The sequence below is a fragment of the Streptomyces sp. NPDC001668 genome, from assembly GCF_042893155.1.
Taxonomy (GTDB): Bacteria; Actinomycetota; Actinomycetes; order Streptomycetales; family Streptomycetaceae; genus Streptomyces.
Map to the genome: position 1 here is coordinate 719,853 of NZ_JBIAUQ010000001.1, position 14,675 is coordinate 734,527.

Consider the following 14,675-nt stretch of genomic DNA (forward strand, 5'->3'; position numbering starts at 1 on the left):
TCGCACCCGCCGGCTCCTACCGGAGTCTTACCTTCCGGGCCTAGCGGAACGCCCCCGGATACGTCTGCTCCCGCACCGACACGAACTGCTGCCGCACCGCCTGCCCCACCGCCAGTTCCTCGCCCGGCTCCAGCACCTGCGCGGCCGGCCCCTGCCACATCGGCGGGGTCCGCGGGTCGAGCGTGCCCTGCGACACCCCGAGCGCCCACGCGGCCTGCCGGGCGGCACCGATCGCCGCGTAGTCCGCCGGCTGCGGCACGACCACCTGCGCACCGAACAGCGCGGGCGCCGCCGCCTGTACGGCGGACAGCTCGGCGGCCGCCCCCAGCAGGAAGACCCGCCGCACCTCCACCCCCCGCCCGCGCAGCACGTCCAGCGCGTCGGCGAGCCCGCACAGCATGCCCTCGAACGCGGCCCGCGCCAGATGCTCCGGCTTCATCGACTCCCGCCGAAGCCCGGTCAGCGTCCCCGCGGTGTGCGGCAGGTTCGGCGTCCGCTCACCTTCCAGATACGGCAGCAGTACGAGGCCGTGGGCGCCCGGCGTCGACTTCACCGCCAGGTCCGACAGGCTCTCCAGATCACCGAGGCCGAGCATCTCGGCGGCCCCGCGCAGGGTCCGTACCGCGTTCAGGGTGGTGACGACGGGCAGGTGCATGCCGGTGGCGTCGGCCAGGGAGGTGATCATCCCGGTGTTGTCGACGAGCGCCTCGGGGTGCACGGCCATCACGGACCCGGACGCGCCCAGCGACACGACGGCGTCCCCGAGCCCTATCCCCAGCCCGAAGGCGGCGGCCATGGTCTCCCCGGTCCCGGCGGAGATCAGCAGCCCCTCCGGGGTCGTACCGGCCGCTTCCGCCGGGCCGATCACCTCGGGGAGCATCGCCTGGTGGCCGAGGGCCAGCTCGACCAGATCGGCACGGTAGGCGCCGGTGGCGGCGGACCAGTAGCCGGTCCCGGAGGCGCCGCCGCGGTCGGTGGTCCTGCGCACCGGCCGGCCCAGCAGCTGCCACACCAGCCAGTCGTGCGCCTGGAGGAGCACGGCGGTACGCAGGGCTGCGTCGGGCTCGGTCTTGTTCAGCCAGCGCAGCTTGGTGACGGGCTGCGCGGCCTGCGGAACGCACCCCACCGCCTGAGCCCACGCCTCGCGCCCGCCCAGCGCGTCGACCAGGTCCGCCGCGGCGACCTGCGCGCGCTTGTCGCCGCCGACCATGGCGGGGCGCACGGTGTTGCCCTGGGCGTCGAGGGGGACGACGGCGTTCTGCTGCGACGACACCCCGATGGCCTGCACGCCCTCGAGGAGACCGCCGCCGGCGGCTTCACCGAGGGAGAGAAGCCAGGCCTGGGGGTCGACGTCGGAGGGCCGGCCTTCGATCGGGTGGGGCGCGTACCCCTGTTTGAGCATGGCACCGGTGTCCGCGTCGCAGACGACGATGCGAGTGAATTCGGGCGAGCTGTCCAACCCGGCGACTATCCCCATGGCGCAAATTCTATGGGCGTAGCGTCGCGGCGGCGCCCGCGCTTCGCGGGCGAGGGACCGGCCGCACCGGTCCCTCGCCCGCGAGTGGGTTGCGTCACCCTCGAATCATGTGGTGCTACTGCCCCAGTCGTCCTGCGCGGTGCCGTTCGTGCCGCGGTCCTTCAGCGAGCGCACCCGCTGGGTCACGGACTCGGGCACCCGGTCGCCGACCTTGTCGCTGACCACGTGGTACGCCTTGCCGGCGAACTGGCGGCCCTGCTGGGCGGCGGTCTCCGCGGTGTTGCGGACGGCGGGGTTCTGGGCGACCTGGCGAGCGGACTTCTTCAACTGTTCGTAGCGCTCGCGCCCGGCACGGGTGCCCAGCACGTAACCCAGAGTCAGTCCGACCACGAACGTGAGCTTGTAGCGCATGGCGGCCACCCTTCCTTGCGTAGGTATCCGGTGCGACGTCGGTGTCGGGGGAACCGATTGGCGGAGCACCCCCCTGCTTGCGCTAATGTATGTGTCGCAGCGAGCGCCCGCCCCCTGGCGAATACCCAGGGAGGTACGTTCGATGCAACGAGGCGATCCTCCGTAGCTCAATTGGCAGAGCAGCCGGCTGTTAACCGGCAGGTTACTGGTTCGAGTCCAGTCGGGGGAGCTTCGATCTTCCGTAGCTCAATTGGCAGAGCAGCCGGCTGTTAACCGGCAGGTTACTGGTTCGAGTCCAGTCGGGAGAGCAGGAGGAAGAAGGACCCCGATGGGGTCCTTTTTCATGTCCGCCGCAACCGTGCAGGTCACAGCGGAGTCCTCAAGGGCATGCGAAGTCGCCCCTGCGAAGCAGGAGATCGTATGAGCGGCTATGCTGCGGCAGACGGCGCGCACGCATGTACGCGACACGCCGCTATGGGGCGGTAGCTCAGCCGGTTAGAGCAGCGGACTCATAATCCGTCGGCCGTGGGTTCGAGTCCCACCCGCCCCACCACTCGCTACGCGGGAAGAAACCTTCTGACCAGCAGTTTTGCCGGTTGCGGCGAGGGTGTGAGGGTCCTGGCGACCCTGTCGTGATCATGATTTCATGATCGTCTGGACAAAGGTCTGGACGCCGATTCCGGCCAAGTCGGGTATATGGCTTATGGGTTGATGTATCACGGGTGAAGGGGCCGTTGCCCGTCCTCTGGAAACGGCGCGTTCTAAGCACCGAGGACGGTCGACGTCACCCCTCGGGCGGCGCCGGAGTCGGGAACGCTTCTCGACCGGGCCGACGCGCAGGGGCTGACACTCCCGGCGAGTTGCCGTGCCGGGGTCTGCGGGACATGCGCGGCGGCGTCGGTGCGGGGCCCTGTCGCGTACCTCGTCGACCCCGCTGGTGGAACCGAGTGACGGGTAGGCCCTGCTCGGTCCCTGTGGCCGACCTCGTGATCGACGAGAGCCGACCGTTCGTGCATCCGGGGAGGGTGCCGTGATGGACCGTTGTGTCAAGGCGTACGAGGCCGAACGACGAAGATCTCGTCGACCTCGACCTCGACCTCGACCTCGACGTCACGCGCCGTCCCGGCTGGGCACTTGACTCGGAACGCCGGCAGGACGCAGGGAGAGGGGTGGTCGAGTGGCGGACGATGGTCAAGGTGCTGGAAGGCCCCTTGGATCACGGCGTGGCCGCTAACCACGGGGCGGCGAAAACGGCCCGTACAGGAAACGGCACGCAGGGACACTGGGGGTGCGCGGAGACGGCCAGGGACGTTCACCCGTTCCGTACGAGGTGCTTGTTCTTTGGTGCGGGGACCGGGGCAAGCCCAGCCTGCGCGCGGCCGACTCCTAGGCTTTGATCGTGTTCGCTTGGGAGTGGGAGCTCATGCCACCGGAGTCTCCGGCACTACTGCCGCCCATGTGGTCGCTGCTGTGGGGCGAGGCGGTCGATCGGCCGGGGCGTCGCCGGGTGTGCCACGCCGCCTACGCCCCGCGCACGTCCGGGGTGATACGTCGCCCTGTCTGGCATGGGTAGCGCCAGACGCGTCCCCGCCCCGCCCCGAGTCTTGTCCCGAGAGGGTGACGCCTGGCCGGCCGCCACATGACTGTTCGCGTCACCCGGAAGGCGTCGGCAGGAGTACGCGAGAGACCTGCTCGGCGTCGTGGTGGATGGTGTGCGTGCACGGCCGCAACTCGGTTCCGGTGCCGGGCAGTTCACCGGTTCCTTCGTTGCGTGCGTACCGCGGGTGGGAGCCGCCGGCGATCAGCAGACGTAGCTGGTGTCCGGCCTTGACCTCGTGTGCGCAGGAATTCAGCCGCACGCGCACGGTCTGTACCTGGTCGAGGGGCGAGTTGGGTTCCAGCCGGAGGAAGCCTTCGGCGAAGTTGCGGGACACGCCGTCGAGGTCGACGTCGCAGAGTCGTACGAAGACGTCCGCGTGCGGGTTGCTCCTGGTGTGCGCCAGTTCGACGACCGGTGTTCCCATGATCTCGAGCGGCGCGGTCAGTGGGTCGGTGGTGAAGGTGAGTACATCGGAGCGGCTCTCCAGTTTCGCGTTGTCCTTGCTTCCGCCGTCGAGGGTGAGCAGCGGGCCACCGACGGTCGGCGTGGGGTTGGCCGGGTCGTAGACGTACGTGGACGGCGCGCCGCCAGCGTTCGGTTCGTCGGCCAGGAGCTTGCCGCCGGGCCGTAGGCAGCGCACGATCTCGCCCGTCGCCGGTGGCCAATCGACCAGTTGTCGCCATGCGCCCTGGCCGGTGACATACACCTCGACGCGAGGCTCGGGTGTCAGGTGTCCTGGCGCTTCGTCGGCGAGGTGCGTCTCCAGCCATGCGAGGTTGCCGCGAAGCAGGCGCCCCATGCCTTTCTGGCCCAGTTCGTCGTGGGTCCAGGGGCCGACGGTGAGCGAAACGGCGACCCCACGGGCACGCAGCGCCTGGTACTGGTGCAGGGTCTGGTCGAGGAAGAGGTCCTGCCAGCCTGCGGTGAGCCGGACCGGAACGTTCGCCCTCTGAAGGGCTTCGTCGAGCTTGAGCCGATCCCATACCGGATCGTTGGACTCAGGAGTCGTCAGCCATTCCCGGAGCCACTGCGCGCGGTGCTCGGTCGCCGCGTCGGCCGCGTCGGCCAGCGGGAGGGCGTCGAAGACCGGGGCCAGCCGTCGCTTCATCGTCAGCGCCCGGGCCACAGCCCGAAGCCGGGTGAATCGCTCCTGGTTGATCATCATCGCTGCCCAGTGCAGGAAGTCGCCCAGTTGGAAGGCTCCGGCTCCGTAAACCGCTTCGTGCATGTTGTGCGGGGCGACGGCGATCAGGCAGGTGCGCAGTTCAGGGGGCGGGTCCAGCAGCAGCGCCCACTGGGTCCAGCCCACGTAGGACGCCCCGGCGGTCGCGAGCCGCCCGTCGAACCACGGCTGGGTCCGCAGCCAGGCCACCGCGTCCTGGGCGTCGTCGGCCTCGTTCGCCATCGGGTAGAAGTCTCCCGTGGAGCCGAACGTGCCGCGGCAGCTCTGGAGCACGACGTGATACCCGTGGCCCGCGTAGACCCTCGCCTCCACGTCACCGGGAAAGCCGCGCCCATACGGTGTGCGCATGAGGACGGTGCCTCTCGGCTGGTCGGTGACGGGGGCGTAGTGGTCCGTCACCAGGACCGCGCCATCGCGCGCGGGTGTCGGAAGGTTCCGCTCGACCCGGTAGTCGTATCGCGCGCCTGGCAACGCGAGCAGGCGAGCCATGACCCGGTCGGTTACGCGAGCGGCCAGGCTCGGCGGTGCTGAAGCGGTGTGAGGCGGAAACGCGGTGGTCATTGCCTGATTTCCGGTTCTTTTGGTGGACGGGTTCGGAAACGTGACTCGTCGGCACGAGATTCACGGGTGTGGTTCACGGGCGGGCGCACAGCGTGCCGAGAGCACGTGGGTGCGCTGTGCCTGATGACCGCCGGAGCGGCCCGGACAACGGTCAGGCAGTAGGCCCCGACTGCTGGAAAGTGATGAGGGAGTCCGCTTCGAATCGACTGCGCGTCGGTCATCGGCCGTCTGCAACGGATCCCGGCTTTCCGGTCTCTGTCCGCAGGCCATCGATCCTCATCGGGGCGAAGCGGGTTCAGAGGGTATTGCGGAGCGCGTCGAGGATGTCCAGGGCTCGGGTGTCCCCTGCTCCCTGCACGTCATTGGTGACGAAGCCGAAACCGATGTCATGGGTCGGGTCGGCGAAGGCGACCTGGCCGCCGGTGCCGTCATGACCGAAGGACGATGAGGTCAGGAAGGGGCGGTCGGGGCTGTCGAGCATGAAGCCCGTTCCCCAGCTGGGCTGAGGGATGCCCTGGGGGCCCAGGATCTGTGGCCCGGAGGACTGGATGCGCACCATGTCCGTCAGCACGTCCTTGGGGAGAGGTTGGGTCGCGCTCGTGGGCAGGATCGTCGAGGACCAGATCTCGGCGAGTGCCCGTGCGGTCGCGACTGCCCCGCCAGCGGGGACTTCGGCGGCCTGGATGGCCGGGTCGTTCAGGCCTGTGCCTTTCCCGGCGAGAGTGCCGGGGAAGGCGCCACCGAGGGTGAAGGCCCTTTTCACAGGGGCGAGGTCCGGTGAAAGCGGCAATGCGTCGACGTCGATGTCGGGGGCCATCGCGAGAACCGCCACCGATGCCAGTTCCTGGCGCGGCACGCCGAACCACGCACGGGCGCCGAGCGGTCCGGTGACGAGTTCTGTGAACGCCTCACCCACGCTCTGGCCGGTGACGCGGCGGACCACCTCGCCGACCAGCCAACCGTAGGTGAGGGCGTGGTAGCCGTGACCGGTACCGGGCTCCCACAGTGGCGCCTGGGCGGCGAGCTTGTCCACGACGGGATGCCACGCGAGGACGTCGTCCTTGGTGATGTCCTCGGTCGGATAGGACAGGCCGGCCTGATGTGAGAGCAGCCACCGTACGGGGATGGTCTCCTTGCCGGCCTGGCCGAATTCGGGCCAGTAGGTGCTGGCCGGCAGGTCGAGGTCGATTTTTCCGGCTTCCACGAGCCGGGCGACGAGGACGGCGAGGAGCCCCTTGCTGCAGGAAAACGTCACGGTGGGGGTGTCCGGGCCCCAGGCGCGGCCGTTGTCGGCGTCAGCCGCTCCGCCCCACAGATCGACCACCTTCTCGCCGTCGACCATGACCGTCAGCGCCGCGCCGCCGCGTGAGCTGCGGGTCAGCGCCGCGGTGAACGCGTCGGCGACCTTGCCGTAACCCGGAGCGACAAGACCGTCGTGCTCAGCGTGCATGTTGTCCCTCTCAAGGGTTCTAGGTCAGCACCCCACCCCGCAGGCAGGATGCACAGTGGTGAATGGATTTAGCAAGATGCTCAGGATTCGGGACTGACCACTCGTCCGACGACGCCCAGGCCTCCGTCGGGTGTGTAGCGAACAGGGATCGGGTCGGACAGCTCACCCGCGAACAGCCCGTCGCGCTCTTCGACGAAGCCCATGAGGTTCCAGTCCCCGGTTGCGTCCTGTACCAGGCGTGGTGCGTAAAGGTTGTCCACGAGCACTGGCCGCGCCCGTGTCATGTCCCACGGGCCGATGAGGGAAGGGCCGGGCACCACCCAGATCTGATGGGCCAAGGGTTGTTCGGCGTAGTTGCTGCAGAACAGCAGGAGCGGTTGGCCGTCCACGACTGCCACCTGCGGGACTTCCAGGTGACCGAATCCGGCCGGTTTCGTCAGGGGTGACCGCACCTGCCAGGTGAGTAGGTCCGGTGACCAGGCATGCCCGATCACTCCACCGCCGTGGGCGGGGCGCTGCTTGGCGTAGGCGGTGATGAGCATGTGCCAGCCGTCGCCTGACGGGTCGGCGAAGACGAAGGGATCGCGCCACGCCTCGCCCGGCCAAGCGGTGGCGTCGCAGTCCTCGTACCAGGTCGGGTCGGGCTCCACGAGCGGTTTGTCGCCGTGCCGTCGCCAGACGGTCAGGTCGTCCGAGACGGCCAGGCCTATGCGCTGCACATGGCGGTCGGGGGCCTGGGTGAGGCCGGTGTAGAAGAGGTACCACCGCCGGTCCGGGCCGCGGACCACGCTGCCGGTCCAGGTGGCGAGGTCGTCCCAGGCCGGCGCGTCGGCGGCCACGAGGGCATCGGCGCCGAGTTCCCAGGTGCGCAGGTCGGTGGAGACGGCGTGCCCGATCGACGCCTTTCGGTGACGGCGTTCGGCATCGTGCAGGGCGCGGGAGGCGCGGAGGAAGAAGGCGTGGTGCCGGCCTTCGTCGTCCCGCGCGTACCAGCTGTCCCAGACCCAGTGGTCGGCCAGACGCAGCATGCTGTGGTCTCCTTTGCTCAATCGATTTAGCATCATGCGCTGCTGTACGGCTCCCACGCAAGGGCCATTTCGTCGCGCTGTTCCGACCCGGTGAGGTCGGTCAGCGCGAGGAGGGGGCGCCGATGGAACCGCGCTCCTGCAGGGGCATCGGCACCCAGCGCACTCCCGGACCGGGATCCTCGTCGAGCAGCAGCCGGACGGCGAGTCGCCCCATGTCTTCGTGGGGCAGGGCGGCGGTGGTGAGCCCGGGGCGGAGCCAGGTGGCGATGGGATCGTCGTCGAAGGAGACGACCGAGAGGTCGTCCGGGATGCTCAACCCCGCCTCGGCCACGGCCTGGTAGGCACCGAGAGCCAGCCGGTCGTTCATGCAGATGACCCCCGAGGGCGGATTGGCCCGCCCCAGCAGCGAGGTCATGGCCTCATACCCGTCCGAGGGTTCCCATTCGGTGGTGGACTCGGCGCCGATGAGCCTGAGGCGGCGGTCGGCGAGGGCCCGCCGTATGCCCCGCAGCCGTGGGCCGACGGCGAGGGACTTCCACGGGTCGCGCTCCTTTTCCTTGGTGCGCCCGATCACGGCGATCCGTCGGTGCCCGTGGTCGAGGAGTGCGGTGGCCACGGTGTGCCCCGCCTGCTCGTCGGCCGGCAGTACGGAGGGCACCGGGTCGTCCGAGGTGGCGTTGAGCAGGACCGTGGGCCGGCCCAGGATCTCCTGCGGCACCGCGAGCCTACGGCTGTACATGGCGGCGTAGACGATGCCGTCGACCTGGCGGTCCAGCATCGCCTCGATCGCCTCCCGTTCGAGATCGGCGTTGCCCTGGGTCTCGGCGATGAGCAGCACATGGCCCTGTTCCCGTGCCGCGTCGAGAGCGCCGCGGATCATGTCTCCGGCGAAACGCGTGGTGGCGACCGTGTCCGACACGAAGGCGACGGTGGAGCTCTTGCGGGTACGGAGACTGCGTGCCGCGGCGTTCGGGCGGTAGCCGAGTTCCTCGGCGGCGGCCAGGACGCGTTCCTGCGCGTCCTCGGACAGCCGGGTCCCCGGCCGCTTGTTCAACACCAGCGAGGCCGCGGTCGTGGACAGTCCCGCACGCCGGGCCACATCGGCCAGTGTCACCCGCCGCTGGGGCATGGGCTCCTCCATGTGTGGCTCGCGTCGTCCGGCGCCTGGGCTCGGGAAGCATAGAACGGGGGCTTGACGAGGCGCCCGGTCGGGCGCATCCTGCTAAAACCTTTGAGCAAGGTACACCGAGATCTCGCCACCGCGGGATACCTGAAGTTCGTCGAGCCGCGAACGGGCCTCCCGCACCATCAGGCGGGCCTCCCCCGAAGATCTTGACGCCGGTCGAACAACACCGGCACACCTCAGATGCCGGACCGTCACTTGCTAAATCGATAAACTCCTCAGAGCCGCCGGAGATGAACGTGTCCCCTCGCCTGTCTCACCGCAGATTCCAGGCACCCCGACCGCGCAGCAGCGCGGCGGTCGCCGTGGTCGCCGCCACCGCCCTGGCCCTCACCGCCTGCTCGGGGGGCGCGTCCTCGAAGGGGAGTGCGGGGAGCGTGGGCGACGCCCTCACCTTCGGCGCTCCGCTGTCGCCGCCGAGCCTGAACCCGGCGGTCGGTGACCCCGCCTACGGCTCCTTCTACCAGTGGGCCTACGACCCGCTGATGGTCATGCAGCCCGACGGCACGTTCGGCCCCGGCCTCGCGGTCAAGTGGGGCTACGTCGGAAAGGGCAACCGCGCCTACGAACTGACCCTGCGCAAGGGCGTCAAGTTCAGCGATGGAACGGCGCTCGATGCCCAGGCGGTGAAGACGTACCTGGACTACGAGAGATCCCAGAAGACCGGCAGTATGGCCGGCCTGTTGGGCAACGTGGAGTCCATCAAGGCCACCGGGCCCCTGACCGTAGGGCTCAAGCTGCGCGCGTCCGACCCCAACCTGACCTTCGCGTTCGCTCAGGCGTTCGGCGCGGGGAACGTCGTCAGCCCGAAGGCGGTGGGCAAGCCCGCGTCGCTGGACAACGGCACCGCCGGCGCTGGTCCGTACATGCTGGACGCGACCCGGACGGTCGCCTCGGACCACTACACCTTCGTCCCCAATCCGAACTACTGGAACAAGGACCGGCAGCACTGGAAGCAGGTGACGATCCGGGTCATCCCCAACTCGTCGTCGATGATCCAGGCGATGCGGGCCGGTCAGGTCCAGGCGGCGCTGGGTGACGCCACCACACTCCAGGCGGCCTCGGGCGCCGGACTCACCGTACTGGCCCCGCCGCAGGCGTTGACCGGGCTCAACCTCGCGGACCGGCAGGGCAAGATCAGCAAGCCGCTGAGCGACGTACGGGTCCGGCAGGCACTGAACTACGCCGTCGACCGCAAGGCCATCGCCAAGGCGCTGTACGGCAACGAGAAGCTGGCACTCAGCCAGTACGCCCTCCCCGGACAGGCCGGATACGAGGCCTCTCTCGACACCACCTATCCCTACGACCCGGCACGGGCCAAGAGCCTCCTCGCCGAGGCCGGATATCCGGACGGGTTCACGCTCCCCGTGCTCGACACCACTGTCGTCGGGCTCGACAAGATGACGCAGGCGGTGTCCGGCCAGCTCTCGAAGGTCGGCGTCAAGCTCGAGATCACCACGAAGCCGACCGCGAGCGACTACTTCGTCGCGATGACCTCGGGTAAGTATCCGGCCCCCGTGATCGCCTATGGCCTGGCCAACATGGCCACGTTGCACGTCGGTGTCGTCAATCCGCAGGGGCCGTTCAACCCCTTCCACACGTCCGACCCGCACCTCGACGCGCTGTACAAGCAGTACTTCGCGGCGGACGAGAAGGACAGTGCCGCGCTGCAGAAGCAGATCAACGCCTACCTCATGAAGCAGGCATGGACACTTCCCGTCGTCGGCGCACCGCTGAGCTACTACCTCGCCAAGGGCTTGACCGGTCTGCAGGCCACGACCGCCAACGCCGGGGTTCCCTGGCTCACCGAACTGCGCCCGGAGAACTGATGAGCCCGCACGTGAGCAGAGGTGACCGATGGTAAGGCTCGTCCTGCGCCGACTGGCCTGGGCCGTCCCGCTGGCACTCGTCGCCTCGGCGGTCTCCTTCGTCCTCGTGGCGCTCCTGCCGGGTGACGCCGCCCGCTCCCTGCTGGGGCAGAACGCCACCGAGGCGCAGCTGGACACCGCACGCCACGAACTGGGCCTGGACCGACCCCTGTGGGTCCAGTACTGGCGGTGGCTGTCCAAGGCGCTGCACGGCGACTTCGGCACCTCGCTGATCAACCGGCAGCCGGTGACCGCCCAACTCGACGACCGGCTCTGGCCGTCGCTGTCGCTGATCATCGGCGCCACCCTCCTCGCCGCCGTCGTCGGGATCCTGCTCGGAGTCCGCGGCGCGCAGCGAGGCGTACTGGGCCAGGCGGTCAAGTCGGGATCCGTCATCGGCCTCGCCATTCCCGACTTCTGGCTAGGGCTCGTGCTGGTCGTCCTCTTCGCGGTGCAGCTGCCCCTCTTCCCGCCCACGGGCTATGTCCCCCTGCCCGAGGACCCGGCGGCGTGGTTCGACTCCCTGGTCCTGCCGGTCGTCACCCTGGCGGTCCCGGCCACCGCCGTGATCGCCAAGCAGAGCCGCGACGCCGTGGCGACCGCGCTCGACCAGTCCTTCGTCCGCACCCTGCGGGCGGCCGGGGTGCCGGAACGGTCCGTGGTCTACCGGCACGCCCTGAAGAACGCCGCGGTCCCGGTCCTCACGGTGATCGGCACGGTGTTCGTCGGCGCACTCGGCGGGGCCGTGGCCGTGGAGTTCATCTTCGCCATCCCCGGGCTGGGAAGCACCGCCGTCCAGGCGACCGCCTCCCACGACCTGCCACTGATCGAAGGAGTCGTCGTGTACTTCACGATGATCGTCATCGCGGTGAACCTCCTGGTCGATGTGGCTTATCACGTCGTCAACCCGAGGGTGCGCACGTCATGACGACGAATGCCATGAACAGAGAGGTCTCACAGGTCCCCTCGCAGCCGGTGAAGTCGGCCCCCGAACCCCCAGGACTGCGCCGCGCCCTGGGCCGGCACCCACTGGGCGCCGTGGCGACGGCCTACCTGGCCCTGCTGGTACTGGCCGGGCTGCTCGCCCCCGCCATCGCCCCCTACTCACCCGATGACCAGGACCTGAGCACCGTGCTCAGCGGCCCGTCGGGTGCGCACTGGCTGGGCACCGACACGGTGGGCCGCGACGTACTCAGCCGCCTGCTGTACGGAATCAACCCCGCGCTCGTGAACACGCTCACCGCGCTGGCGGTGTTCCTGCTGCTGGGTGTGCCCCTGGGCATCATCGCCGGCTACCGAGGCGGCTGGCTCGACACCGCGATCAGCCGGACGGCCGAACTGGTCCTCGGCGTCCCCGCGATCATCATCGTCCTGGTCGTGCTCGGCGTCTTCTCCTCCAGCCCCACCGCGGCCATGATCACCCTGGGCCTGCTCGGCTCACCGGGACTCGTCCGGCTGGTGCGGGGCGCCACGCTCGTGGTCCGCGAGGAACTGTTCGTCACCGCCGCCCGGGTCTCCGGAGTACGGCCTTGGCGGATCATGAGCGGCCATGTGCTGCGCCGGGTACTCGGCCCGATCCTGGCCCAGGCGTCGGTGTTCGCGGGCGTCAGCCTCGGTTTCCAGGCCGCGCTCGCCTTCCTCGGCGTCATGTCCGCGGGCGACCGGCCCAGCTGGGGGGAGATGATCAGCCAGGCCTCCACCGTCGTCACCTCCGACGGCTGGCTGCTCGTTCCCCCCGGTGTGACGATCGCCGTCACCGTGCTGGCGTTCGGTGTGCTCGGCGATGCCATCAGCGAGCAGACGGCGTTCGAACGCAGGACAGCCGCACCGCGCGGGCGCCGGGCGGGACACGGCCGCAGGACGAACACGGCACAGCGGGCGGTGGTGACACCGCCGGCCAGTCCGGATGACGGCCTTCTCCACGTGCGGGGACTCACCGTGACAGCGAGCACGTCCGGCCAGGACACCACCCTGGTCAGCGAAGTGACGTTCAGCATCGGCGCCGGGGAGACGGTCGCCGTCGTCGGGGAATCCGGCTGTGGCAAGAGCATGACCGCCCTCGCGCTGCTGGGGCTGCTGCCGGACGGTGTCGACGTCACCGGCGGCGAGGTCGTCTATCGCGGTACGGACCTCGTGGCCGGTGGCCCCAAGGCATACAAGGCCGTCCGCGGCTCCGGCATCGCCTACGTCGCCCAGGACGCACTCGGCAGCCTCGACCCCACGCACACGGTCGGCAGCCACCTGAAGGAGGTCATCCGCCGCCACGAACGGCTCTCCGGACCCGCGACGCGCGCACGAGCCGCCGAACTGCTCCACCAGGTCAAGCTGCACAACGTCGACCGGGTGCTCGCCTCGTACCCGCACGAGATCTCCGGGGGCATGGCCCAGCGCGTCAACATCGCCCTCGCGCTCGCCGGTCGGCCGAAACTCGTGATCGCCGACGAACCCACGACCGCGCTGGACGTCACCGTGCAGGCGGAGATCCTCGGTCTGCTGCGCGAGCTGCAGCAGAGCACCGGCATGGCGATCCTGCTGATCACCCATGACTGGGGCGTCGTCGCGGACATCGCCGACCGGGCCGTCGTCATGTACGCGGGGGAGGTGGTCGAACAGGCCCCCGCCCAGCGGTTGTTCCACGCGCCCCGCTTCCCCTACACCGCGGCGCTGCTGGCCGCCGATCCCAGCACCGCGCAGGAGGGGGCACGCCTGCCGACGCTGCCCGGCCGGGTGCCGCCCCCCGGGGCCTGGCCCAAAGGATGCCGGTTCGCCGGCCGGTGCGTCCACGCACGCGAGGAGTGCACCGGCGGGCCCATCCCCCTCTTGCCGATCGGCCCTGACGCGGCCGCCCGCTGCATCCGCACCGAGGATCTCGTCCGTGAAGGAGCACTACCGCTATGACCAAGGAGCAGCAGTCTCCCGTTCTGGACGTCCGCAACATCAGTGTGGGATTCAGACGCCGACGCCGGGAACCGCTGTTCCAGGCGCTCGACGACGTCAGCCTGACCATCCCGCGCGGTACGACCATGGGGCTCGTCGGAGAGTCCGGATCGGGCAAGTCCACCCTCGCCAAGGCGGTGCTGGGCCTCGCGCCCACCCAGTCCGGCAGCGTGCGTCTCCTAGGCCAGGACACGACTCACCTGAGGCCCGCGGAGAGAAGGAAGCTCGGCAGCTCGCTGCAAGCCGTCTTCCAGGACCCGAACAGCTCCCTCAACCCCTCCTGCACCGTGGGCCGCAGCCTGGCGGAGCCCATGTTGGCCCAGGGCATCCGGTCCCGGGAGACCATCGCGCGCCGGACCACGAAAATGCTCGAGGACGTGGGACTGGACCCGGCCGCCGCCGCGAAGTACCCGCGCGACTTCTCGGGCGGGCAACGCCAGCGCATCTCCATCGCCCGTGCCCTGATGACCGAGCCCCAGCTGGTGATCTGCGACGAATCGGTCAGCGCGCTCGACCTCTCGGTCAAGGCCCAGATCCTCAACCTCCTGGCGGACCTCCAGGACGAGCACGGGGTCGGCTACCTGTTCATCTCGCACGACATGTCCGTCGTACGGCACATCTGCCACGACGTCACCGTCCTGTACCGAGGGCAGGTGATGGAGGCCGGACCGACCCGCCTGGTCACGCAGAACCCCGCACACCCGTACACCCGCGCACTCCTGCTGGCCGCCCCGGTCGCCGACCCCGCCGTCCAACGCAAGCGCCGCGCGATCGCCGCGGCCGGTGGACTCGCGAACGGCGACCCGCAGCCGGGAAGCGGATGTCCGTTCGCCCTCCGATGCCCGGTCGCTCAGGAACGCTGCCGACAGACCCGGCCGGAGGCCCGGACGACGGCCGACGGCCGGACAGTCGCCTGCCATCGCTACCCCGAGTGGCAGAGCGAGATCACCACCGACATCTCGCGGTGACCCCCTGCC

At 69.6% G+C, this 14,675-nt stretch carries 10 protein-coding genes, 3 tRNA genes and 1 pseudogene; 8 read left to right on the top strand and 6 right to left on the bottom strand.

Going from position 1 to position 14,675, the window contains the following annotated elements:
* Positions 1-40: 40 nt before the first annotated feature.
* Both ACFYZ8_RS03195 and ACFYZ8_RS03200 read right to left on the bottom strand, forming a co-directional pair.
* Positions 41-1,477, bottom strand: coding sequence for an FGGY family carbohydrate kinase (locus tag ACFYZ8_RS03195; RefSeq protein WP_388538661.1), 1,437 nt, complete (start codon positions 1,475-1,477; stop codon positions 41-43).
* 105 nt (positions 1,478-1,582) lie between these two features.
* Positions 1,583-1,888 (bottom strand): YtxH domain-containing protein, encoded by a 306-nt coding sequence (locus tag ACFYZ8_RS03200; protein WP_359038302.1) that lies wholly within the window; start codon positions 1,886-1,888, stop codon positions 1,583-1,585.
* A 156-nt stretch (positions 1,889-2,044) separates the two neighbouring features.
* On the opposite strand from ACFYZ8_RS03200, the gene ACFYZ8_RS03205 reads away from it, so the two are divergent.
* The 4 genes and pseudogenes from ACFYZ8_RS03205 to ACFYZ8_RS03220 all read left to right on the top strand — a co-directional run.
* Positions 2,045-2,117 (top strand) — tRNA-Asn (locus tag ACFYZ8_RS03205).
* 6 nt (positions 2,118-2,123) lie between these two features.
* A tRNA-Asn gene (locus tag ACFYZ8_RS03210) sits at positions 2,124-2,196 on the top strand.
* 168 nt (positions 2,197-2,364) lie between these two features.
* Positions 2,365-2,441: transfer RNA gene (locus ACFYZ8_RS03215), tRNA-Ile, on the top strand.
* A gap of 257 nt (positions 2,442-2,698) precedes the next feature.
* Positions 2,699-2,839, top strand: a pseudogene (locus ACFYZ8_RS03220) (2Fe-2S iron-sulfur cluster-binding protein); the annotation flags it as partial.
* A 701-nt stretch (positions 2,840-3,540) separates the two neighbouring features.
* Here ACFYZ8_RS03220 and ACFYZ8_RS03225 read toward each other — a convergent pair.
* The 4 genes from ACFYZ8_RS03225 to ACFYZ8_RS03240 form a co-directional block, all read right to left on the bottom strand.
* Positions 3,541-5,160, bottom strand: a complete 1,620-nt coding sequence (locus ACFYZ8_RS03225) for a CocE/NonD family hydrolase (RefSeq protein ID WP_388538660.1) — start codon at positions 5,158-5,160, stop codon at positions 3,541-3,543.
* A gap of 367 nt (positions 5,161-5,527) precedes the next feature.
* Complete coding sequence (locus ACFYZ8_RS03230) at positions 5,528-6,682, bottom strand: serine hydrolase domain-containing protein (RefSeq protein ID WP_388538659.1); 1,155 nt, start codon at positions 6,680-6,682, stop codon at positions 5,528-5,530.
* 80 nt (positions 6,683-6,762) lie between these two features.
* Positions 6,763-7,710, bottom strand: coding sequence for a family 43 glycosylhydrolase (locus ACFYZ8_RS03235; RefSeq protein ID WP_388538658.1), 948 nt, complete (start codon positions 7,708-7,710; stop codon positions 6,763-6,765).
* A gap of 100 nt (positions 7,711-7,810) precedes the next feature.
* On the bottom strand, positions 7,811-8,839 hold the full coding sequence (locus tag ACFYZ8_RS03240; RefSeq protein WP_388538656.1) for a LacI family DNA-binding transcriptional regulator: 1,029 nt from the start codon (positions 8,837-8,839) through the stop codon (positions 7,811-7,813).
* 293 nt (positions 8,840-9,132) lie between these two features.
* Between ACFYZ8_RS03240 and ACFYZ8_RS03245 the strand changes: the two genes are divergently transcribed.
* The 4 genes from ACFYZ8_RS03245 to ACFYZ8_RS03260 are packed head-to-tail and all read left to right on the top strand — an operon-like array spanning position 9,133 to position 14,666.
* The gene (locus ACFYZ8_RS03245) at positions 9,133-10,722 is read left to right on the top strand and encodes an ABC transporter substrate-binding protein (protein WP_388538654.1); all 1,590 of its coding nucleotides are present in this window, start codon (positions 9,133-9,135) and stop codon (positions 10,720-10,722) included.
* A 28-nt stretch (positions 10,723-10,750) separates the two neighbouring features.
* Positions 10,751-11,689, top strand: a complete 939-nt coding sequence (locus ACFYZ8_RS03250; RefSeq protein ID WP_388538652.1) for an ABC transporter permease — start codon at positions 10,751-10,753, stop codon at positions 11,687-11,689.
* Positions 11,686-13,659 (top strand): dipeptide/oligopeptide/nickel ABC transporter permease/ATP-binding protein, encoded by a 1,974-nt coding sequence (locus ACFYZ8_RS03255; RefSeq protein ID WP_388538651.1) that lies wholly within the window; start codon positions 11,686-11,688, stop codon positions 13,657-13,659. The genes ACFYZ8_RS03250 and ACFYZ8_RS03255 overlap by 4 nt, the downstream gene beginning before the upstream one ends.
* Complete coding sequence (locus ACFYZ8_RS03260) at positions 13,656-14,666, top strand: oligopeptide/dipeptide ABC transporter ATP-binding protein (RefSeq protein ID WP_388538650.1); 1,011 nt, start codon at positions 13,656-13,658, stop codon at positions 14,664-14,666. The genes ACFYZ8_RS03255 and ACFYZ8_RS03260 overlap by 4 nt, the downstream gene beginning before the upstream one ends.
* Positions 14,667-14,675 lie beyond the last annotated feature (9 nt).

Excerpts from the sequence above, each read along its gene's own strand:
- ACFYZ8_RS03230 (WP_388538659.1), bottom strand. The coding sequence starts at position 6,682 with ATGCACGCTGAGCACGACGGTCTTGTCGCTCCGGGTTACGGCAAGGTC.
- ACFYZ8_RS03195 (WP_388538661.1), bottom strand. The coding sequence starts at position 1,477 with ATGGGGATAGTCGCCGGGTTGGACAGCTCGCCCGAATTCACTCGCATC.
- ACFYZ8_RS03235 (WP_388538658.1), bottom strand. The coding sequence starts at position 7,710 with ATGCTGCGTCTGGCCGACCACTGGGTCTGGGACAGCTGGTACGCGCGG.
- ACFYZ8_RS03200 (WP_359038302.1), bottom strand. The coding sequence starts at position 1,888 with ATGCGCTACAAGCTCACGTTCGTGGTCGGACTGACTCTGGGTTACGTG.
- ACFYZ8_RS03225 (WP_388538660.1), bottom strand. The coding sequence starts at position 5,160 with ATGGCTCGCCTGCTCGCGTTGCCAGGCGCGCGATACGACTACCGGGTC.
- ACFYZ8_RS03260 (WP_388538650.1), top strand. The coding sequence starts at position 13,656 with ATGACCAAGGAGCAGCAGTCTCCCGTTCTGGACGTCCGCAACATCAGT.
- ACFYZ8_RS03250 (WP_388538652.1), top strand. The coding sequence starts at position 10,751 with ATGGTAAGGCTCGTCCTGCGCCGACTGGCCTGGGCCGTCCCGCTGGCA.
- ACFYZ8_RS03255 (WP_388538651.1), top strand. The coding sequence starts at position 11,686 with ATGACGACGAATGCCATGAACAGAGAGGTCTCACAGGTCCCCTCGCAG.
- ACFYZ8_RS03240 (WP_388538656.1), bottom strand. The coding sequence starts at position 8,839 with ATGCCCCAGCGGCGGGTGACACTGGCCGATGTGGCCCGGCGTGCGGGA.